Consider the following 21,141-nt stretch of genomic DNA (forward strand, 5'->3'; position numbering starts at 1 on the left):
CGAGTCTCTGCTCTATATCGACCTGCACCTGCTTCATGAGGTGACTTCGCCGCAAGCCTTCGCCGGGCTGGCGGCGGCGGGACGGGCGGTGCGCCGCCCCGAGCGCGCGCTCGCCTTGTCCGATCATAATGTGCCGACGGCGGGGCAGGCGGCGGGGCCGGCCGGCGTCGCCGATGCCGAAGCGCGCGCGCAGCTCGAGGCGCTGGTCAGCAATACGCGCCGCTTCGGGATCGAGAATTTCCCGATGGGCGACCCGCGCGGCGGGATCGTCCATGTCGTCGGCCCCGAACAGGGGCGCTCGCAGCCGGGGATGACGATCGTCTGTGGCGACAGCCACACCTCGACGCACGGCGCTTTCGGTGCACTCGCTTTCGGCATCGGCACGTCGGAGGTCGAGCATGTGCTCGCGACGCAGACGATCCGCCAGCGCCGGTCGCGCAACATGCGCGTGACGGTCGATGGCGTGCTCGCGCCGCATGTCCATGCCAAGGATCTCGCGCTCCACCTGCTCGGCGTGATCGGCGTCGATGGCGCCGGGGGGCATGTCATCGAATATGCCGGGGAAGCGATCCGCGCGCTGTCGATGGAGGCGCGGATGACGCTCTGCAATCTCAGCATCGAAATGGGCGCGCGGGCGGGACTGGTCGCGCCCGATGCGACGACTTTCGCCTATCTGGAGGGGCGACCCGCGGCACCGATGGGGCGCGCGTGGGATGCAGCGCGCGCGCGCTGGGTGGCCCTCGCAAGCGATGATCGGGCGGTATTCGATCGCGAAATGCGGGTCGATGCGCGCGATGTCCGGCCGATGGTGAGCTGGGGCACGAACCCGTCGCAGGTTGTCGCGATCGACGGACGGGTTCCCGATCCGGCCGCGCTGACGAGCGCCGAAGCCCGTGCGGCCGCCGAACGCGCGCTTGCCTATATGGACCTGACGCCGGGCGCGCCGATAGCGGGACAACGGCTCGACCGCGTATTCATCGGCAGCTGCACCAACAGCCGGATCGAGGATCTGCGCGTCGTGGCGGAGGTCGTGCGCGGCCGCCGCGTCGCGCCGCATGTCCGCGCGATGGTCGTGCCGGGGTCGGGGCTGGTCAAAAGACAGGCCGAGGAAGAGGGGATCGACCGCGTCCTGCGCGATGCGGGGTTCGACTGGCGCGAGCCGGGCTGTTCGATGTGCGTCGGCATGAACGCCGACCGGCTGCAGCCGGGCGAACGCTGTGCCGCGACGTCGAACCGCAATTTCGAGAACCGGCAGGGGCGCGGCGGGCGCACTCATCTGATGAGCCCGGCGCTGGCAGCGGCGAGCGCGATCGCGGGCTGCATCGCGGCGCCCGAAATGCCGGGCTAGGGTGCAGACCCTAGAGCGCCGCTTCGAACCGCGCGATCGCGTCGGCGTGACGCAGCGTGCGGCCAATATCGTCGAGCCCATCCATCAGGATGCGGCGGTCATCGGGATCGATCTCGAAATCGATCGTCTCGCCCGACGCGAGCCGGATTCGCTGCGCTTCCAGATCGACTTCGATTGGGGCATATTGCGCGAGCGCGATTTCATCGCGCAGCCGCGCGCATATTTCGTCGGGCAGGCGGATCAACAGCAGGCCGTTCTTGCGGGCGTTCCCGGAAAAAATGTCGCCGAAGCTTGGCGCGATAATGCAGTGAATACCGAAATCGGTGAGCGCCCACACCGCATGTTCGCGCGAGGAACCGCAGCCGAAATTGCGTTCGGCGACGAGGATTTTCGCTTCGCGGCAGGTCGGCCGGTTGAGGATGAAGTCGCACCGTTCGCTGCCATCGTCCGAGAAGCGCAACTCGCGGAACAGATGTTTGCCGAGCCCGGTGCGGGTGAGCGACTTCATATATTGCGCGGGGATGATCATGTCGGTGTCGACATTGGCGAGCGGCAGGGGCGCCGCGACGGCTTTCATCCGGGTAAATTTTTGCACATCGCCTCCATTAACTTAGTATTCTAAGTAAATGGGTTGGCCGATCTTGTCCAACATTATCGCGGGGTTGGAAGGGCGATGCGGTGCAAGATGGCGATGAAGACAGTTGCCGCGCGAATCTTCGCGTCCTAAGGTTCGCGCTTGCGCGGCCGGCGCCCGGCGCCAGGAATCGCGACAGGGGAGCAGGATTTTGGCAAAGAAACCACAGGATTACCGGCATCCCGCCGAATATTATACCGATCCTGAAAACAGCATCGGCTATCTGGCGCGCGTCGTCTTTCGGTCCTTTTCGCGGCTGCTCGAACGCCGCACGCTGACGTATGATGTCTCCGCGGGACAATGGCGGTTCCTGCGCCAGCTATGGCGCGAGGATGGCATCACCCAGCGCGAGCTCAGCGAACGCGTCGGCATGCGCGAACCGACGACGGTCGTCGCGCTGAAGGGGCTGGAAAAGGCGGGGCTGATCACGCGCAAGAAGACCGCCGACGACCGGCGCAAGACCTTCATCCACCTGACCCCGCACGCGAAAAAGCTCGAATTGATCCTCGCGCCGATGAATGCCGAAATTCACGAGATCGCGACCAAGGGCATGACGGACAAAGAGGTCGAGGTTCTCCAGGGGCTGATGCGCCGCGTCATCGACAATCTCGGCGATGAAACGCGCAAGCTTGCGGTGCTGTCCGACATCAAGGCTTGATCGCTTGCAATTTGGCGAGCGTCCGGACAATAGGTTAGAATACTAACCATATTGTCCGGGAGGATGAATGACCAACATCGCCGTTATCGTCGGAAGCACCCGCGAGGGATCGTTCAACCGCGCCTTGGGTGAGGTCGCCGCCGCCAGCCTCGAAGCGCAGGGCGCAAGCGTGACGCGCATCGACCTCGCGGCATTCGACCTGCCGCTCTATTCGGCGGCGCTGGAGGCAGGCGCATTTCCGCCCGGCGCGCTGAAGCTCAAGGCGCTTTTCACCGCGCAGGACGGGCTGCTGTTCGTCTCTCCCGAATATAATGGCTCGCTCACACCGTTGCTCAAAAACGCGATCGACTGGGCCTCGCGCCCGACCGGCGACGAGAGTCTTGTTGCGCTCAGCGCCTATCGCGGCAAGGCGGCGGCGATCATGTCGGCGTCGATCAGCCCCTTCGGTGGGCTCCGCGGGCTGATGCATCTTCGCCAGATATTGTCGACAATCCAGATGCTTGTGATCCCAGAGCAGGTGCTGGTGCCGAATGCGCACGCCGCTTTTGCCGAGGATGGTAGCTTGAAGGAGCCGCTGCCGGCGTCGCTGGTTGAGATGACCGCCGGACGGTTGATCGCTGTCGCGAAGGCTCTATCGGCCTAGCGGCGCGGGGCGGCGACAGCGCGGTCGATATTGTCGCCCCAATCGGCCTCGAGCGCCGCGAGCAGGGCGTCGAACTTGTCCTGCCCCAGCTTGGCAGCGATCTGCGCGGTGAGCGCGTCCATCGAGCGCTGCGCGTCCTTGCGCATACGCGCGCCGAGGTCGGTCAGCGACACGATCATGTGACGGCGGTCGGCGGGATCGACGTCGAGTTGCACGATACCAAGCCCGACCATCTGGTTGATCGTGCTGTGGATCGCCTGCCGCGATATGCCCAGATTGCGCGCGATGTCCGACGGGCGCACGATGCCGCTGACGATATTCGTCATCACCATCGATTGCGGGCGATTGACGTCGGGCCAGCCATGATCGTGGAGGCGCGCCTGGAGCCCTTCATCGAGCCAGCAGAAGCGCTGGAAAAGCGCGATGATAAGCTGGTTGGTGCGCATATGACGCTACGATAAGCCCCTGTTGCCCGCGGAGTGCCGACATCGCCACGCTAGAAGAGCAGGGCGGGCGAAGCAAGGCAGAGCGGCGTTGCAAAGGCAAAATGCTTAGTATACTATCTATTGTAACACCGAGGGAGAGAAGGCCGCATGGACGGTTTGATGCAGAATGTGCCGCTGACGGTCGACCGGATCCTAGATCACGCGGCGAACTGGCACGGCGGGCGCGAGATCGTTTCGCGCGATGCCGAGGGGCGCGTCACCCGCTCGACCTATGCCGACGTTCATACCGATGCAAAGCGCGTGTCGAACGCGCTCGTGGCCGAAGGGATCAGGCCCGGCGACCGCGTCGCGACGATGGCGTGGAACGGCGCGCGGCACCTCGCGGCTTGGTACGGCGCGGCGGGGATGGGGGCGGTGCTCCACACGCTCAACCCGCGGCTGTTCCTCGAACAGATCGCCTATATCGCGAACCATGCCGGCGACCGGCTGCTGATCGCCGATCCGGCGACCGCCGATCTGGTCGAAGAACTGTTGCCGCAGGTGCCCTCGATCCAGAAGGTGATCTTCTTTTGCGACCGGGCTTCGATACCGCAAACCAGCTTTACGGCGACCGCGTTCGACGATTGGATCGCGGGTCAGCCCGCCGAATATGACTGGGGCGGGTTCGACGAGAATGCGGCATGCGGGCTTTGCTACACCAGCGGTACGACGGGAAACCCCAAGGGCGTGCTCTATTCGCACCGGTCGAACTACATCCATGCGTTGATGACCTTGCAGCGCGACGCGCTCGCCTTGTCGGCGCGCGATACGGTGCTGCTTGTCGTTCCCATGTATCACGCCAATGCGTGGGGCGTCGTCTATTCGGCGCCCGCGGTCGGCGCGAAGCTCGTCCTGCCGGGGCAGCGAATGGACGGCGAATCGATCTATAATCTGATCGAACAGGAGGGCGTGACCTATTCGGCTGCCGTGCCAACAGTGTGGCAGATGTTGCTGCAATATATGCAAGAAAATGGAAAACGCTTCACGACCCTCGAACGCGTCACGATCGGTGGTTCGGCGTGCCCCGAATCGATCATCCGCACCTTCCGAGACGATTATGGCGTCGACGTCATTCAGGGCTGGGGCATGACTGAAACCTCGCCGCTCGGGACGGTGTCGGTTCCCAATGCGTCGGTCGCCGCGAAATCCGGCGACGAGCAGATGGCGTATAAGCTCAAGCAGGGCCGGCTGCTCTGCGGGCTCGAAATGAAGCTCGTCGACGACGCGGGGAGCCGCCTGCCGCATGACGGCAAGACGCCGGGGCGGCTGATGGTCAAGGGGCCGACGATCGCGGGCGGCTATTATGGCGGCGAGGGCGGCAATATGCTCGACGCCGAGGGGTTTTTCGACACCGGCGACGTCAGCACGATCGACGGCGAAGGCTATATGCAGATCACCGACCGCGCGAAGGATGTCGTGAAATCGGGCGGCGAATGGATCAGCTCGATCGAGATCGAGAATATCGCGATGGGGCATGACGCGGTGGCGAACGCCGCGGTCGTCGGGGTGGCGCACCCGAAGTGGGACGAGCGGCCGATCCTGCTGTGCCAGCTCAAGGACGGCGCGAGCGCCTGTGCCGATGATCTGAAAGCCTATCTGGACGGAAAAATCGCTCGTTGGTGGATGCCGGACGACGTGCTGTTCGTCGACGCAATCCCGCTCGGCCCGACAGGCAAGATCGACAAGAAGGCGATCCGCGCCGGGCTGAAGGGGTATCAATTGCCCTTTGAAGTTACCCGCTGACCATAACCATAACAGGAGAGAGAATGATGGACCCGAACGGGATCGAGGGACTGGACGCGCAATTCATCGGGCTGGTGTCGCCGACGGCGCCGCGGATTCAGGCGGGCGGGCACCCGTGTCAGGGCATCTATTGGACCGAGGCCGGCAAGCGGCCGAAGGTCGCGATCATCGCAACGCACTATAATGTCGATTTCTCCGAACATTATATCGCCCCCTATTTCGCGCGGCAGGGCTTCGGCTTCCTCGGCTGGAACACGCGTTATCGCGGGGTCGAGGATCAGTTCCTGCTCGAACATGCGGTGCTCGACATCGGTGTCGGGATGAAGTGGCTGAAAGAAGTGGCGGGGGTCGAGCAGATCGTCATTCTCGGCAATTCGGGCGGCGGCTCGCTGATGGGGGCTTATCAGGCGGAGGCGATCACGCCGACGTTGACCGACCGGCTGCCCTCGGTCGGGCAGGATGCGCTGGCGCAGCTGATCAAGGGCGATCTCTACATCAGCTTCAACGCGCATCAGGGGCGCCCCGAAGTGCTCACCGACTGGATGGACGCATCGGTGATCGACGAAAATGATCCGACGCTGACCGATCCCGAACTCGACCCGTTCAACCCCGATAACGGTCCGCCCTATTCGGACGAATTCATCGCCAAATATCGCGCCGCGCAGCGTGCGCGCAACCAGCGCATCACCGGCTGGGCAAAGGCCGAGCTGAAGCGGCTGAACCATGCGGGCATTCCCGACCGCATCTTCCCGATGTTCCGGTGCTGGGGCGACATTCGCTGCGTCGATCCTGCGATCGACCCGTCGGACCGCAAGCCCAACTGGTGCTATCGCGGCGACCCCGCGATCGCGAATCGGACCCCCAGCATCGGGCGTGCGAATTCGATCAAGACCTGGCTCAATATGTGGAGCCTCGAAACCTCGCCGTGCCAGGGGCAGCCGCACCTCGCCAAGCACGACACGCCCGCGTTGGTCGTGCAGGGAACGGCCGACACAGGCGTATTCCCGAGCGACTCGCGCAAGATCTTCGATTTCCTCGGGAGCGCCGACAAGAAGCTCGAATTGATTCCCGGCGCGCACTATTTCGAGGACTCGATCGAAGAACGCCAGAACGCTGCCGATCTCGTCGGCGCATGGATAAGGGAGAAGCTGTGACGTGACGGCCGACGCCGGCATCATCGACGGATTGCGCGACGCCGGGCTGGTGGGCGAGGGCGATGTCGTGCTCGAACCGCTGACCGGCGGGGTGTCGTGCGACGTGTGGAAGGTCGAGACGCCGGCGGGGCCGATCGTCGTCAAACGTCCGCTCGAACAGCTTCGCGTCGCCGCCGAATGGCACGCGCCGATCGAGCGCGGCCAGAGCGAGGTGCGCTGGCTGCGGCGCGCGCGCGGGGTCGATGCGCGTTCGGCGCCCGAGGTGCTCGCCGAACTGCCCGGTTATGGTTTCGCGATGCGCTTCCTCCCTGGTTGCCCGGTGTGGAAGGACGAATTGACCGCAGGACGGGTCGATGCCGGTTTCGCGGCGGCGGTAGGGCGGGGCATCGGCGCGGTGCACGCGGCGACCGCGAACAGCGACGCCGACCGCGATGCCTTTCCCAACGACGCGATGTTTCGTGCGCTGCGCGTCGATCCGTTCCTGCTTTTCGTTGCCGACCATGACGCCGAACTCGCGCCGCTGTTGCGGGCGCTCGCAGGCGATCTCTCGTCGCGGAAGGTCGCGCTCGTCCACGGTGACGTCAGTCCCAAGAATATTCTGGTCAGCAGCGACGGCCCGGTGTTCCTCGATGCCGAATGCGCCGTCTATGGCGACCCGGCGTTCGACATCGCCTTCTGCACGACGCACCTGTTGCTCAAGGCGGTGTGGCTCGGCGACGCGCAGTTGAACGAAGCCGCGGCGGCGCTTGTTGCGGCGTATCGCGCGGCGATCGATTGGGAGGATGCGAACGCACTGCTGCTGCGCGCCGGAAAGCTCACCGCCGCGCTGCTTCTCGCGCGTGTCGAGGGCAAATCGCCCGCGCCCTATCTGACCGACCCCGGCCATAAAAACATCGTGCGTGAACAGGCACGCGCGCTGATCCGGGCGCCGTCGCCGATCGACGCGCTCGTCGCCAACTGGAAAAGGAACCTTGCATGACTTCGCGTATCGCCTCCGTCACCGGCCGCCAGATCTGGGATTCGCGCGGTCGGCCCACCGTCGAGGCCGAGGTCGTGCTCGAATCGGGTGCAGTCGGCCGCGCCATCGCCCCTGCGGGCGCCTCGCGCGGCGCGCATGAAGCGATCGACCTGCGCGACGGCGGCGCGGCGTTCGGCGGCTTCGGCGTCAATCGCGCGGTCGCCGGAATCGGATCGGAGATCGCGAATGCGATTACCGGGATGGATGCGCGCGATCAGGCCGCCATTGACGCTGCGCTTTGCGATCTCGACGGCACGTTGAACAAGGCGCGGCTCGGCGCGAACGCGGTCGTCGCGGTGTCGATGGCGGTGCTCCACGCCGCCGCGGCGGACGCGCGCGCGCCGCTCTGGCGCTATCTGGCGGGCGGCGCCAAGGTGCGCATCCCGCTCCCCGAAATCCAGATTTTCGGCGGCGGCGCGCATGCCGGGCGGCGCACCGACGTACAGGATTTCATGGTGATGTGTCCGGCGGCGGGCAGCTTCCGCCGCGCGCTCGAGATCACCGACGATGTCTATCGCGCCGCGGGCAGGCTGATGGAGGCGAAGGGGCCGCTGTCGGGGGTCGCCGACGAAGGCGGGTGGTGGCCGAATTTCGCCTCGAACGAGGATGCGCTCGACACGCTGACGCGCGCGATCGAGGCGAGCGGGCACCGCGCGGGCGAGGAGGTCTTCATCTCGCTCGACATCGCCGCGAACGAACTGGGCGATGCCGGGGGCTATAATCTCGCGCTCGATGACCGGCGGCTGTCGGGCGAGGAGATGGCGGCACGCATTGTCGAATGGACCCGCGCCTATCCGATTCTGTCGGTCGAGGATCCGGCAGGTCAGGACGACTGGACAACGATGGCGGCGGTGACCGCGGCGATCGGCGACAAGGTCCAGATCATCGGCGACGATGTGCTCGTCACCAACGCCGCGCGCGTCGAGGGCGCGGGCGATGCGGCGGTTTGCAATGCAGCGCTGATCAAGGTCAACCAGGTCGGCACGGTGACCGAAGCAAAGGCCGCGCTCGACGCCGCGACCCAGCGTGGCTGGGGCGCGATCGTCTCGGCACGCTCGGGAGAGAGCGAAGATGTCACCATTGCGCACCTCGCGACCGGCTGGGACGCCGGCCAATTGAAGGTCGGCAGCTTCACGCGGTCCGAACGCATGGCGAAGTGGAACGAGATGCTACGGATCGAAGAAGCGATGGGCGGCGACGCGGTGTTTGCGGGCTTCTCGGCCTTTGCCGGATCGATCGGGGCCGTGCACGCATGATTGTCCTCCACGCCCGTCCGAGCCCCGGTTTTCGCGAGGCGGTCGATACGATCTTCGGACCCGGCGTCGTTGTCCATGTCGACGAAGCCGCCCCCCTTGACGACGTTGCCGGAGAGATCACCGCGCTGCTCCATGTCCTCACCCCGATCACGCCCGAGTTTATCGCGTCGGCGCCGAAACTGAAGTTGATCCAGAAACTCGGCGTTGGAGTGAATACCATCGCCCTCGACGCGGCGCGCGATCATGGCGTCGCCGTCTGCAACATGCCTGGCAACAACAGCCAGGCGGTCGCCGAAATGGCGCTGTCGCTGATGATGGCGGTGCTGCGGCGGACCTGTTTCTTCGACGCGCGCACGCGGGCTGGCGAGGGGTGGACGGCCGATCCGTCCGAACTCGACAATGTGGGGGAGATTGGCGGGCGCACCGTGGGCCTCGTCGGCTTTGGTTATTCGGCGCAACTGCTCGCGCCTGTGCTGGCGGCGCTCGGGGCGAAGGTCCTCTACACCGCGCGCAATCGCCGTGACTGCCCATATGAATATCGTCCTTTCAACGACTTGATCGCCGAAGCCAATATCGTTTCGCTGCACATCCCCCTCACCGACGAGACACGCGCGAGCGTCGATCCGTTCGCGATGAAGAAGGGGGCGGTGCTCGTGAACACCGCGCGCGGCGAACTGGTCGATCAGGCGCGGCTGGTTGAAGCGCTGACCGCGGGCCATCTGCGCGGCGCCGGGCTCGATGTTTTCGCCGAAGAGCCTCTGCCGCGCGGCAATCCGCTGCTCGGTTTGCCGAGCGTCGTGCTTGCGCCGCATATCGCATGGCTGACGCCCGAAACGCTTGTGCGCAGCCTGACGGTCGCCCGCGAAAATTGCCGCCGTCTCGCGGCAGGTGAAACCCTTCTTCATCAGGTGGTCTAATGTCGTTTCCCATCATTCTGATTACCGGTCAGCTTTTGACCGACGCCGTGTGGCAACCGCTGATCGATGCGTGGGCCGATCGCGAAGTGATCGTTGCCGATAATCGTAGCGACGACACGATCGAGTGTTTCGCGCAGCGCCTGCTCGATAATGCGCCGCCGAAGTTCGTGCTGATCGCGCATGCGATGGGCGGCTTCGTCGCGTTCGAGGTGATGCGTCGCGCGCCCGAGCGCGTCGTGAAACTCGCGCTGATCTCGACGCTGGCGTCGGCCGACGGCCCGGCGCAGACCGCGCGGCGGCAGGGCTATATCGATCTCGTCGAAAAGGGGCAGTTCGATCAGGTGGTAGAAGAACGCATCCCGATCCTGTTCCCCGAGGAAAAGCGCAGCGACGCGCGCCTGCTCGGTATCGCGCGCAAGATGGCGGCGGACACCGGCGCCGACACCTTCCTTGCCCAGCAGCGCGCGATCATGGCGCGGATCGACAGCCGACCGCGGCTCGGCGAGATTGCGGTGCCGACCTTGCTGGTGTGGGGCGAGAAGGACGGCATCACCAGCCGCGCGCATCATGACGAGATTTTGGAAGAAATCCCGGGGGCGCGGCTGGAGGTCGTGCCGGGCGCGGGGCATTTGCCGGCCATCGAGGCGCCCGAGGTGGTGTTGCCGTTGTTGACGGGGTTTATCGATAGCTGATCCCCTCCCGCTTGCGGGAGGGGCAGCGAGAGTTGCGAACTTGTTCGCTACTCGCAACGGGGTGGGCAACTGCCAGGTTTCTGGCCCACCCCCAACCCCTCCCGCCTGCGGGAGGGGAGAATTACTTCAGCTCCGCCCGCACCAGCGCCGTCCCGTCCACCATCGTCCTGAGCTTCGCCTGCGAATGCGCGCGGCTGTGATATTTCATCCCGCAATCGGGCGCGATCCACAGCCGTTCGGCGTCGACATAGCGCAGCGCCTCGCGGATGCGGCCCGCGACCACCTCGGGCGTTTCGACCTCGGGGATCGACAGGTCCAGCACGCCGTACATGATCGTCTTGGTCGGCAGCTCGGCGAGGATCGCGGGGTCGAGCCCGGGCTGCGCCGCCTCGATCGAAATCACGTCGATCGCCGACGCTTCGAGTTCGGCGAGGAAGTCATAGGCTTTGGGCTTTGGACCCGTCGCGCCCGCGCCATGATGCACCATCGCATAGCCGAAGCAGATATGGAGCGCGGTCGTGCCGCCGACGCCGTCGAGCGCGCGGTTGATCGCCTCGATCGCATAGCTGTTCGCCTCGGCGGCGCGCGCCTGCAGATAGGGCTCGTCGAGCTGGACGACGTTGACCCCCGCCGCGAACAGATCCTTCACCTCGGCATTGACCGCGTCGGCATAATCCATCGCGAGCGACCGCGCGTCGGGATAATAGCCATTCTCGGCCTGCTGCGTCATCGTGAACGGGCCGGGCAGGGTGAGCTTCACCGGTTTCGACGAATGGCGGCGGAGGAACGCGGCATCCTGTGCCTCGATCGGCGCGACGCGGCGGATCGGGCCGGAGACGAGCGGCACCGGATTGGCGTTGCCGGTGCGGTCGACCGCCGTGCCACGCTTTTCGCGGTCGATCCCCGACAGTGCGGTCGCCAGGCGGTTCGAATAGCTTTCGCGGCGCATTTCGCCGTCGCCGACGATGTCGATGCCGACCTCTTCCTGATCGCGGATCGCCATCAAGGTGGCCGCTTCCTGCGCGTCGGCGAGCCAGGGTTCGGGGATGCGCCACAATGTCTCGGCGCGCACGCGTGGGGGCAGGCTGGCCTTCAACCGCTCGCGGTCGATCAGCCAGTCAGGCTGGGGGTAGCTTCCGACGATCGTTGTCGGCAGGATGGGGTGGTTCAACAAGGCCGGTCCTCTCGAATTTTTAGCTGGCCAAGCATTTGCTTAGTATTCTATCTAATTCAAGTCGAAACGACGGTTGGGAGAGCAAAATGATCGATCTGGAGGCCATCCGGACGCTGGCGGATATTCCGGCGGCGCAGGCGCGCGTGCGGGGGCAGGCGACCGCCGTGAAGTTCGGGACGCGCGAGACGAGTTTTGCCGAACTCGATTCCCGATCGAACCGCGTCGCGCATGCGCTGATCGCGTCGGGACTCGCGCCCGGCGACCGCGTCTCGGCGCTGACCAAGAACCACGACAGCTGGTATCCGCTCTTCTTCGGCACCGCCCGCGCGCGCACCTGTTTCGCGCCGATCAACTGCCGTCTCGCGCCCGCCGAGATTGGTTTCATTCTTGGCGATGCCGGGCCGAAGCTGCTGTTCGTCGGCGAGGATTTCTTCGATTGCGCGCTGGCCGCGGTGGCCGATCTGGCGACGGCGCCGCGCCTGATCGCGCTTTATGGTGAGCATCCGGCGTTCGAGCCGTTCGATGCTTGGCTCGGCGAGGCCGCGGCAGAACCCCTCAACGATCGTCCGCAACTCACCGACGATGTGCTCCAGCTCTACACCAGCGGCACGACCGGCTTGCCGAAGGGTGTCGTGCTGACCAACGGCAATTACCGCACCTTCCTCGAAGCGGCGACCGAGGTCGACGGCTTTGCTTATGGCGAGGACGAGACGGTGATGATCGTCATGCCGCTGTTTCACGTCGCGGGTACGAATGTCAGCTTCTCGGGGCTGGCGCAGGGCGGACGGCTCGTGCTCGTCAAGGACTTCGCTGCGGCCGATGCGGTGCGCATGATGCGCGAGGAAGATGTCGCGCACGCCTTCCTCGCGCCGGCGATGATCCAGATGATGCTGCTCCAGCCCGACGCGAACAGAGCGGCCTATCCCGCGCTCAAGTCGATCGCTTACGGCGCCTCGCCGATCGCCGCGGATGTGCTGCGCCGCGCGCGCGCGACGTTCGGCTGCGACTTCGTGCAGTTTTATGGCATGACCGAATCCGCCGGCGGCGGCTCCTATCTGTCGCCGAGCGCGCATGATCTGCCGGGCAAGCTCACCTCGTGCGGCAAGCCGTGGCCGGGGGCCGCGATGGCGATCCTGGGCGGCGACGGCCGCGAACTGGGCGAGGGAGAGATCGGCGAAATCGCGATCCGCGGCGGTATCGTGATGAAAGAATATTGGAACCGCCCAGCCGCGACCGAAGAGGCGCTCGCGGGCGGCTGGCTCCACACCGGCGACATCGGCTATCGTGACGCCGATGGATTCTACTACGTCCATGACCGGATCAAGGACATGATCGTGTCGGGGGGCGAGAATGTCTATCCGGCTGAGGTCGAGAGCGCGATCATGGGGTGCCCCGGCGTTGCCGACGTCGCGGTGATCGGGGTGCCCGACGACAAATGGGGCGAAAGCGTCAAGGCGCTGATCGTGCCGGCGGCGGGCGCGACGCTCGACCCCGCCGACATCGTCGCCTGGGCGCGGACACGGATCGCGAAGTATAAGATACCGAAAAGTATCGAGTTCATCGACGCCCTGCCACGCAACCCGTCGGGCAAGGTGCTGCGCCGCGAATTGCGCGCGCCCTATTGGGAGGGGCGCGACCGGTCGGTAGGGTAGGTCAAAGCTTTTCCGGCTTATTGAGGCGGTAAGTCGATGACTCCCGGAGAGGGGCGGACGCCAGGTTGCGCCAAACCGCCGGTCATTCGATCGCGGCGATACGTTCGGCGATCTTGCCGAGCCGGTCCTGTGCGGTGTCGCTGGCATTGTTGGCGAGCAGCACGATCGCCAGCTTGCGCTCGGGATAGAGTGCCATGAAGCTCGAAAAACCGAAGGTGCCGCCGCTATAGTGCAGCCGCCTTTGCCCGTCGGGCAGGAAGGTGACGATCCACGGCAGGGCAATGGCATTCTTGCGGTCGAGCGTGAACCAGCTGCCTTCGTGGCTGGCCTGCACTGCAGGATCGCGCTCGTCGAGTTGCAGGGCGGCATAGCGCAGCATGTCTCGCGGCGAATAGCGCCAGCCAAAACTGCTGGTCGGCAACGCGGCGGCAACCCGGCCCTCTGCATCGTACCCCGGTACGGGCGACTGCCCGGCGGCGGCGATCCCCGTCGGCCGCTCGATTTCGCGCGCGAGGAGCTCTTCATAGGGGGCGCCGCAGGCGCGTTCGAGTATATAGATCAGCAATTGCGCGGCGGCGTTGGAATGGCCGACGCCGTCACCCGGCTTCGCGCCGGGCGAAACCTTGTGCAGATCGCGCATGAAATCCGCCTTCGAATATACCGCGAGGGCGCGCGCACGTTTGAAGCGGCCCGGATCGGGGGTGAGCGCCGACAGGTCGGGCAGGTTGTCGGGCAAGGCCGAGGTCATGTCGGCCAGATGCCGCACCCGGACTGGCGCGCCCTCGAACTGCAGTCCGGGATAGCCGCCGTCGAGATAGCGGCGCACATCGTCGTCGAGCCCCAACTTCCCCGCGGCCACCGCGCGCGTCAGGACAAGCCCCGTAAAGGTCTTTGCAATCGATCCGATCTCGTAGCGGGTCGTGTCATCGGGGGCCGCGCCGCCGTCTTCAATCGCCCCGAAATGGTGGAAATGCATCACGCCGTCGCGCAGGATGCCGATCGATAGCGCCGCCGGATGTGGTTCCGCCGCCAGATATTCGGCGCCCATCGCGGCAACGGGTGCTTCGCTCGCCGCGACGGGAATGCCGGCGGCGGCAAGATACCCCATCGACGCGACCACAGCCGCGTATATCCGCATGTCCGCTCTCCCCCGTTTCGGCGCAGATTAGGCGGAATGGGAACGCTCACGCAAGCGAATAGGCCGCGCAGCGCGGGAGATGGCGGGGAGGCGCCGCGCCGGCGTCCGCAACCGGTCGATCACCAACCTGCACACAAAAAGAACCCGGCCGAAGCCGGGTCCAGGAGGAGTTCCCAGTGGTATCCAGGGAATATTATTCGGCCGGCACCGGGCTGCGGCCGGTGATGAAGCCTTCGCGCTTGGTGCCGTCGGCCTGCACCGGGTCGTGCGCAACGTCGCTTTCGTCGAATATCTTGGTCCACGCCGCAAATTCGAGGCAGACGCCGTCGGGGTCGAAGAAATAGACCGAGCGGACATAGACGTCGTCGTTCATTTCGGGCGACGACTGGGTTGGCGAATTATCGTGGTTCAGGGCGGGGGTGACATCGACTCCCTTGTCGACCAGCCGCTGGTAATATTCGTCAAATTTGTCGGCGGGGACGTTGATCGCGATATGGTTCATCGATCCGTGCGCCGACATGAAATTGCCCCGCGTCGGCAGCGCTTCGGGTGCCGAGATGCCGGGAACCGCTTCGGGTGCGTTCGGGAACCAGAAGAAAGCGATGCTGTCGCCATTGCCGACGTCGAAGAAGAAATGCTGGCCGCGCCCACCGGGCAGGTCGAGCGTCTTGAGCAGCGGCATGCCGAGCGTATCGCGGTAGAATTCGACCGTCCGCGCCATATCCTTGCACACGAGCGCGAGGTGGTTGACCCCGCAGAATTCGAATTCGCTATTTGTTGCAGCCATGATCCGTCTCCCTGTGACTTAGTTTGCTGGTTCAGTTTGCGGTGGCGCTGGGGCGGCTTTTCATCCGCTCGAACCAGCGCAGAATATGGGTGAAGGCGGGGTCGATCGGCTGGCCCACCGACACACCGAAATCGAGGAAAGTGAACAGCATCAGGTCGGCGAGCGACAGCCGGTCGCCGGCGATGAAGTCGCGGTCCGCGATCAGCGGATCGAGCCAGGCGATCCCGTCCTGCGCGATCGCCTTCAACCCTGCGGCGGCTTCGGGCAGGCAGCGCATGCGCGGCTCGAACAGCGGCAGGCCCTCGGCATAGCGAAAGCCGTTGGTCAGCGGCTCGCAAATCTTGATGTCGACGCGGCGCGCCCACATCCGCGTCTTCGCGCGTTCTTCGGCGGTCGTGCCGATCAGCGGCGGTTCGGGAAAGCGTTCTTCGAGATATTCGCAGATAGCGGTGATTTCGCAGAGGAAGCTGCCGTCGTCGAGTTCGAGTGCCGGGGTTTGTCCCGCCTCGTTCACGTCGGTGCAATAGGGCACGCGCCGATTCTCGCCGCCGCGTAGGTCGATCGTGACCTCGGGAATCTCGATTCCCTTTTCGGCCATGAACATCGCCACGACGCGCGGGTTGGGCCCGATGCTGTTATAAAATTTCATGCCCATCCTCTTCCTTGCGTCTTTTCTAGCACCAAAACCATAAATCGTCAATTAGGTTGACGGTTTATGAAGTGGAACCCCCGGCCGTGGCCAGCGCACCCGGTACAGCGTTCCGGTGGTCGATGCCGTGATATACGCGTCGCGCCGGTCGGGGCCGCCGAAGGCAATGTTGGTGATCCCGATGTCGGGCAGCGGGAGGAACTCCGAGCCGCCGCTGTCGGGGTCGAAGATCGTAATTCCGCCTTCGACCATCGTGCCGACGCAGATACGCCCGCTTTCCTCGACCGCGAGGCTGTCGAGCAGGCGGAAGGCGGGCGGGGTGCCGACAAAGCGCCCGGGCGCCCACGGCGACGGCGGCGCAAGTTCGCCCGGCGCGACGATGTCCATCGCCCAGACGCGCGCGGTCATCGTCTCGCTGACGTAGAGCGTCTTGCCGTCGGGCGCGAGGCCGATGCCGTTGGGGCCGATCATGTCGGCGCGTTGGCGGGTAATCCGCGATCCGTCGGCAGCGGCATAAAAGATTGCGCCATGGTCGCGGCCGGTATCGCGGACCTGCCCATGGTCGGTGAACCAGAAGCCTCTCGCAGCGTCGAAGACGATATCGTTGGGGCCCTTGAGCGGCTCGCCTTCGAAACTGTCGTAGAGCGTGGTGACCTCGCCGGTCGACAGATCGACCCGCTGGATCGATCCGCATGCTTCGGCATTCGCGGCATGGCCGGGGAACAGCAGGCCGCCCGCCTCGATCCACTCGAAGCCGCCATTGTTGCAGATATAGGCCGCGCCATCGGGACCGATCGCGAGCCCATTGGGTCCGCCGCCAAGGTCTGCGACCACTGACAGGCTGCCGCCTTGCGCAACACGTGTCAGCGTTCCGCGCGCAATCTCGACAAGCAGAACCGATCCGTCGGGCATCGGCACCGGGCCTTCGGGAAAACGAAGGCCCGTCGCGACGACTTGTGGTGGGCCGTAGTCGGTCATTCGGCCTTGGGACGCGGGGCGCTGAGGAAGTCGGCGGCGCTGAAACCTTCGGGCGCCGCGACCTCGACGATCGGGTCCTCGCGCGCGTCAAACTCCATGCGCAGCGCGCGGGTGATCACCGCGTGCATGTCGTAGAGGCAGGTGATGTAGGTGAATTCGAAAATCTGCTCGTCGTTCCAGAAGGTCTTGAGCTTGTCGAAGACCTCCAGGGGCACGCGCCCGCCCGCCTGCGCAAGGCAATCGGCATAAGCAAGCACCGTGCGCTCCTGCTCGTTGTAACAATCGGCGACCTGCCAATAGGCGATGCCCGCGATCTTATCCTCAGCTACACCGAGCCCGCGCAGCGATTTGCAGTGCTGCGAAAAGACGAACTGGCTGCCCTTGACCCATCCCGCGCGCGTCTGCCCAAGCTCGCGCAGCACCGGATCGATCTTGCGCGCCGGGTGGCGATAGACCGCGAAGCCGTCGACCGCATGTTTGAAGATATCGGGCGCCAGCGCGAACACCGTCCACCAGTCGCCCGGCGTGCCGGTCGCGGTGCCGGGTTCGGCCACCGGATCGCGCTCGCCGAACAGGCGATTATAATAAGCGGTGACAGTCTCGTCGGTGACTTCGGAGCGGGGAACCTGGCGCAGGACGGGCATCGATCGACTCCTCAGGCGTTCGCGAATTTGCGGAATTCGGCAACGTGCGCGCTGTCGAAATATTCGTCGAGGCGGGTGATCTTGCCGCCCTCGACCTTGCAGATGATCGCGCAGGGCAGGCGGACTTCGCCCTCGTCATGGACGCGCTTGCCCTTCAGCACATGCTGTTGAACGAAGCCGCCGGGAAAGGTCGTCAGCCGGCGGTCGGCATATTCGCGATCCTTGATCCGCGCGACCATGCCGGTCAGCGTCTGCGCGGTCTGCGCGGGGGTGACGATCAGCTCGTCGGTGTTGTGCCAGATCTCGGCATCGGGGGCAAAGCTGCCCTGCATCGTTTCGATGTCGCCCGCCTCGATCGCGTCGAAAAAGCGCTGCGCCATTGCGCGAATGTCGTCCTGCTCCGCCATGATGCTCTCCTTAAACTTTCGCGCCGAACATGCGGCCGCCGTTGGCGGCGATCAGCCCGTCGATGTCGTCGCCTTTGTACGCCGGATCGGCGGAGGGGCCGAAGGACGACAGCATATCCTGCGTCATCAGCTCGGCCATCGCCTTCCATTCGGGATGAGTGAAAATCCAGTAATCGCCCGCCTCGATCGCCTGCACGACGCGCGCGCCGATCTTGTCCGGCGCCATGCCGCCCGCGAGCACGCCCTGCATCGCCTGGCTCGTCGCGGCGGCTTTGCCGACCTCGACCTCGACCGGGCGAAGCTCTCGCGTCGTTTCGACGATACGCGTCGCCGACATGCCGGGCATCAGGACGGAGATGTCGACGCAGGTTCCGGCGAGCTCGTTGCGCAGCGCCATTGCGATGCCGAGCGTGGAATATTTGGAGCTGATGTAAGCGACCGAGATCGGTGGTGGCACGATCGCGACCATCGACGAGGTGAAAACGAGATGGCTCGGCTCGCCCGACGCCTTCATGTCGCCGAGGAAGGTGCGGCAGGCATAGAGATGCGCGTGGGCGTTGACCGCATAATTCCAGCGCCAGACGTCGGTGTCATATTGCTCGAACGGCCCCGACCCGCCGCCGACCCCGGCGTTGCTGAACAGGATGCGCACCGGGCCGAATTCGCGTGCCTTCGCGCCAGCGGCGGCCCAGCTTTCCTCGCTGGTGACGTCGAGCTGGAGGCCGAGCGCATTGGCGCCTTCGCGGCGCAGCCGTGACGCCGCATTTTCGGCGCCCGCCGCGTCGATATCGGCGATGATCACCGAGGCCCCCTTCGCGGCGAGCGCCCCGGCGGTGGCGAGCCCGAGCCCGCTCGCACCGCCGGTAATGAAGGCGGTCTTGCCCGCGACGTCGGTCATTCGGCGAAGTCCTTTTCGAGATGGCGCGTCATCCGATATTGCGCGATGCCCGCCGCGGCGGCGAAGGGCATCAGCGCCATCAGCGCCCAGCGCAGGCTGTCGGTGCCATGCGCGTCCTTCAGCGCGTCGCTGACGATCCCGGCGAACAGCGGGCCGAGGCCGAGGCCGACGATGTTGAACATCAGCATCAGCACTGCGGCAGCGGTGGCGCGCGAGCGTGGCGGAGTCAGGTTCTGGACCAGCGCGAGGGCAGGCGCGACATAGGCGGTGCACGCCGCCATCGGGACCAGCATCAGCGCGAGCGAGAGCTGCCAGCTATCGACGAGCAAGGCGGCGATGAAGGTCGGGATCAGCACTGCGGTCGCCAGCGCCGGGATGGTGCCATAGGCGCGCGCTGATGTTTTGGCGCGGTGACTGACCAGCCAGCCGCCGCCGAGAATGCCGATGCCGAAGGTGATGCCCGCGGCGGGCGCGAACCAGGTCGCCATCGCCTCCAGCGGCATCTTCTGCGTGCGCATCAGAAAGGCGGGGATCCAGTTGAGCATGCCGTAACTGACGAAGGCGGCGAGCCCGCTGCCGATCATCACCATGCGCAGCGACGGACGGCGGATGAACATCGCGAGGCTCTGGCTGAACGGCAGCGCCACGTCGGCGGTCTTTTGCGTATCCATCTGACCGCGCGCGGGTTCGCGCACCAGCCAGATGAGCAGCGGCGCGACCACGATGCCGACGATGCCGATCACGACGAAGGCGTTGCGCCACCCGACGTTCGCTGCGGCCCAAGCGCCAAAGGCGGCGCCAACGAACACGCCGAACGGGCCGTTGAGCGTAAAAAGGCCGATTGCGAGCGGGCGCTGCGCCGGCGGATAATAGTCGGCGATGACCGACAGCGACGGCGCGGTGCCGCCCGCCTCGCCCGCGCCGACGCCGAAGCGCATCAAGGCAAGCTGCCAGAAGTTCGATGCAAAGCCGCAGGCGGCGGTGAAGCCGCTCCACACGACGCAGGCGATGCCGATCAGCTTGATGCGGTTCCAGCGGTCGGCGAGCATCGCGACGGGGACGCCCATCGCGGCGTAGAAGAGCGCGAAGGCGAGGCCGGTGAGCAGCCCGAATTGCGTATCGCTGAAATCCATTTCGGCGCGGATCGGTTCGACGAGCACCGACAGAAGCTGGCGGTCGACGAAGTTGATCGTGCCGACCACGAACAGCATCGCGAGCGCGACGTTGCGACGCAGCGCGAGGCCGCTGTCGGACGCTGCGGCGCCTCCATCGAGGGCTGTAGCCTCTGTCATCACACTCTCCAAAAACGCACGAGTCTTCTCGTCCCAAAAATACTTAGGTATTTAAGTTTATCTGTCAATGTGCTTTACGATAACGGTAAGATCGGCGGGAGAGAAGAGATGGATATCAACGGCAAAAGCGCCATCGTGACGGGTTCGGCGGGCGGCATCGGCCGTGCGACCGCGGTCATGCTGGCCGGCCGCGGTGCGGCGGAGATCGCGCTCGTCGACGTCAACCAAGCGGGGCTTGCCGAGACCGCGCGGCTGGTCGAGGCCGCGGGCGCGCGGGCGAGCGTTCACAAGCTCGACCTCTCCGACATTCCCGCGACCGAAGCCTGGTTCCGCGCGCATGGCGACGTCGATATTTTGCACAATAATGCCGGCGTCGTGTCGGGCCTGCCGCAATTCCCCGACGTCGATGCCGCGCGCATCCGCTGGATCATCGATGTCAACATCACCTCGCTTGTCGCGGCGACGCAGATCGCGGTGCAGGCGATGCGGAAACGCGGCGGCGGGGTGATTATCAACACGGTATCGACCGTCGCGCTCGGCACCGGATTTTACGACGCGATGTATGCGACGACCAAGGCGGCGGTGATGATGTTCACGCGGTGCTGTGCGCCGTTGAAGGACGAATGCAACGTCCGCGTCGCGGGCATGCTGCCGGGTCTGGTCGATACGCCGATCCTCGACACCACGGGCGCGGGCGGCAAGTCCGAATGGATGAAGACCGTGCTCGCGAACAACGAGGCGTGCTGGCCGGAAGACATTGCGGGCGGCGTCGTGGCGCTGATCGAAGACGACAATCTGGCGGGCGGCGACTGGGTCGCGGTGCGGCGGCTGGAAGGCAAGGTCGAATATCAGTGGGGGCACGCCGATACGGTTTGATCCCCTCCCGCAGGCGGGAGGGGCAGCGAGACTTGCGAACTTGTTCGCTAGTCGCAGCGGGGTGGGCACCTGCCACGGTGCAGGCCCACCCCCAACCC

The 21,141-nt window shown here is 65.4% G+C and carries 22 protein-coding genes; 11 read left to right on the plus strand and 11 right to left on the minus strand.

Translation table 11 applies throughout. The features are described from left to right. Positions 1–1,348: 3-isopropylmalate dehydratase large subunit (gene leuC, locus ACREBX_RS10865; RefSeq protein WP_431561761.1), on the plus strand; the 1,348-nt coding region annotated here is incomplete at its 5' end. A gap of 10 nt (positions 1,349–1,358) precedes the next feature. Here leuC and leuD read toward each other — a convergent pair. Beyond that, on the minus strand, positions 1,359–1,943 hold the full coding sequence (gene leuD / locus ACREBX_RS10870) for a 3-isopropylmalate dehydratase small subunit (protein WP_431561762.1): 585 nt from the start codon (positions 1,941–1,943) through the stop codon (positions 1,359–1,361). 190 nt (positions 1,944–2,133) lie between these two features. Here leuD and ACREBX_RS10875 point away from each other — a divergent pair, with 190 nt between their 5' ends. Beyond that, the gene (locus ACREBX_RS10875) at positions 2,134–2,640 is read left to right on the plus strand and encodes a MarR family winged helix-turn-helix transcriptional regulator (protein WP_431561763.1); all 507 of its coding nucleotides are present in this window, start codon (positions 2,134–2,136) and stop codon (positions 2,638–2,640) included. A 67-nt stretch (positions 2,641–2,707) separates the two neighbouring features. After that, positions 2,708–3,283 (plus strand): NADPH-dependent FMN reductase, encoded by a 576-nt coding sequence (locus tag ACREBX_RS10880; RefSeq protein WP_431561764.1) that lies wholly within the window; start codon positions 2,708–2,710, stop codon positions 3,281–3,283. Here the strand turns inward: ACREBX_RS10880 and ACREBX_RS10885 are convergent. Further along, positions 3,280–3,729 (minus strand): MarR family winged helix-turn-helix transcriptional regulator, encoded by a 450-nt coding sequence (locus ACREBX_RS10885; RefSeq protein WP_431561765.1) that lies wholly within the window; start codon positions 3,727–3,729, stop codon positions 3,280–3,282. The genes ACREBX_RS10880 and ACREBX_RS10885 overlap by 4 nt on opposite strands. A 147-nt stretch (positions 3,730–3,876) precedes the next feature. Between ACREBX_RS10885 and ACREBX_RS10890 the strand changes: the two genes are divergently transcribed. The 6 genes from ACREBX_RS10890 to ACREBX_RS10915 are packed head-to-tail and all read left to right on the plus strand — an operon-like array spanning position 3,877 to position 10,548. After that, on the plus strand, positions 3,877–5,511 hold the full coding sequence (locus ACREBX_RS10890; protein ID WP_431561766.1) for a long-chain-fatty-acid--CoA ligase: 1,635 nt from the start codon (positions 3,877–3,879) through the stop codon (positions 5,509–5,511). Between the two features lie 23 nt (positions 5,512–5,534). Beyond that, complete coding sequence (locus ACREBX_RS10895; protein ID WP_431561767.1) at positions 5,535–6,665, plus strand: alpha/beta hydrolase; 1,131 nt, start codon at positions 5,535–5,537, stop codon at positions 6,663–6,665. A 1-nt stretch (position 6,666) separates the two neighbouring features. Beyond that, entirely contained in the window at positions 6,667–7,644 is a 978-nt protein-coding gene (locus ACREBX_RS10900) for a phosphotransferase family protein (RefSeq protein ID WP_431561768.1), read from the plus strand. Then, the gene (gene eno / locus ACREBX_RS10905; protein WP_431561769.1) at positions 7,641–8,939 is read left to right on the plus strand and encodes a phosphopyruvate hydratase; all 1,299 of its coding nucleotides are present in this window, start codon (positions 7,641–7,643) and stop codon (positions 8,937–8,939) included. The genes ACREBX_RS10900 and eno overlap by 4 nt, the downstream gene beginning before the upstream one ends. Beyond that, entirely contained in the window at positions 8,936–9,856 is a 921-nt protein-coding gene (locus ACREBX_RS10910) for an NAD(P)-dependent oxidoreductase (RefSeq protein WP_431561770.1), read from the plus strand. Before eno ends, ACREBX_RS10910 begins: the two co-directional genes overlap by 4 nt. Further along, the gene (locus tag ACREBX_RS10915; RefSeq protein ID WP_431561771.1) at positions 9,856–10,548 is read left to right on the plus strand and encodes an alpha/beta fold hydrolase; all 693 of its coding nucleotides are present in this window, start codon (positions 9,856–9,858) and stop codon (positions 10,546–10,548) included. The genes ACREBX_RS10910 and ACREBX_RS10915 overlap by 1 nt, the downstream gene beginning before the upstream one ends. Positions 10,549–10,669: 121 nt before the next feature. Here the strand turns inward: ACREBX_RS10915 and ACREBX_RS10920 are convergent, their stop codons facing one another. Further along, positions 10,670–11,722 (minus strand): 5-methyltetrahydropteroyltriglutamate--homocysteine methyltransferase, encoded by a 1,053-nt coding sequence (locus tag ACREBX_RS10920; protein ID WP_431561772.1) that lies wholly within the window; start codon positions 11,720–11,722, stop codon positions 10,670–10,672. An 86-nt stretch (positions 11,723–11,808) separates the two neighbouring features. On the opposite strand from ACREBX_RS10920, the gene ACREBX_RS10925 reads away from it, so the two are divergent. Further along, the gene (locus ACREBX_RS10925; RefSeq protein WP_431561773.1) at positions 11,809–13,374 is read left to right on the plus strand and encodes a long-chain-fatty-acid--CoA ligase; all 1,566 of its coding nucleotides are present in this window, start codon (positions 11,809–11,811) and stop codon (positions 13,372–13,374) included. Between the two features lie 82 nt (positions 13,375–13,456). Here ACREBX_RS10925 and ACREBX_RS10930 read toward each other — a convergent pair whose 3' ends face one another. The 8 genes from ACREBX_RS10930 to ACREBX_RS10965 form a co-directional block, all read right to left on the minus strand. Further along, a complete protein-coding gene (locus ACREBX_RS10930) occupies positions 13,457–14,512 on the minus strand; it encodes a serine hydrolase domain-containing protein (RefSeq protein WP_431561774.1) in 1,056 nt (351 codons plus the stop codon). A gap of 193 nt (positions 14,513–14,705) precedes the next feature. Then, positions 14,706–15,299 (minus strand): VOC family protein, encoded by a 594-nt coding sequence (locus ACREBX_RS10935; protein ID WP_431561775.1) that lies wholly within the window; start codon positions 15,297–15,299, stop codon positions 14,706–14,708. 31 nt (positions 15,300–15,330) lie between these two features. Next, the gene (locus tag ACREBX_RS10940) at positions 15,331–15,948 is read right to left on the minus strand and encodes a glutathione S-transferase family protein (RefSeq protein WP_431561776.1); all 618 of its coding nucleotides are present in this window, start codon (positions 15,946–15,948) and stop codon (positions 15,331–15,333) included. Positions 15,949–15,999: 51 nt separating this feature from the next. Continuing rightward, the gene (locus tag ACREBX_RS10945) at positions 16,000–16,926 is read right to left on the minus strand and encodes an SMP-30/gluconolactonase/LRE family protein (protein ID WP_431561777.1); all 927 of its coding nucleotides are present in this window, start codon (positions 16,924–16,926) and stop codon (positions 16,000–16,002) included. Further along, a complete protein-coding gene (locus ACREBX_RS10950) occupies positions 16,923–17,570 on the minus strand; it encodes a carboxymuconolactone decarboxylase family protein (RefSeq protein ID WP_431561778.1) in 648 nt (215 codons plus the stop codon). Before ACREBX_RS10950 ends, ACREBX_RS10945 begins: the two co-directional genes overlap by 4 nt. A gap of 11 nt (positions 17,571–17,581) precedes the next feature. After that, a complete protein-coding gene (locus ACREBX_RS10955; RefSeq protein WP_431561779.1) occupies positions 17,582–17,977 on the minus strand; it encodes a nuclear transport factor 2 family protein in 396 nt (131 codons plus the stop codon). A gap of 10 nt (positions 17,978–17,987) precedes the next feature. Next, positions 17,988–18,875, minus strand: coding sequence for an SDR family NAD(P)-dependent oxidoreductase (locus ACREBX_RS10960; protein WP_431561780.1), 888 nt, complete (start codon positions 18,873–18,875; stop codon positions 17,988–17,990). Next, on the minus strand, positions 18,872–20,167 hold the full coding sequence (locus ACREBX_RS10965) for a spinster family MFS transporter (protein ID WP_431561781.1): 1,296 nt from the start codon (positions 20,165–20,167) through the stop codon (positions 18,872–18,874). The genes ACREBX_RS10960 and ACREBX_RS10965 overlap by 4 nt, the downstream gene beginning before the upstream one ends. Before the next feature lie 108 nt (positions 20,168–20,275). On the opposite strand from ACREBX_RS10965, the gene ACREBX_RS10970 reads away from it, so the two are divergent. Then, positions 20,276–21,043: an SDR family NAD(P)-dependent oxidoreductase gene (locus ACREBX_RS10970; RefSeq protein ID WP_431561782.1), complete on the plus strand. Its 768-nt coding sequence runs from the start codon at positions 20,276–20,278 to the stop codon at positions 21,041–21,043. Positions 21,044–21,141: the final 98 nt, after the last annotated feature.

Source organism: Sphingopyxis sp. (genome assembly GCF_050725655.1).
Lineage (GTDB): Bacteria > Pseudomonadota > Alphaproteobacteria > Sphingomonadales > Sphingomonadaceae > Sphingopyxis.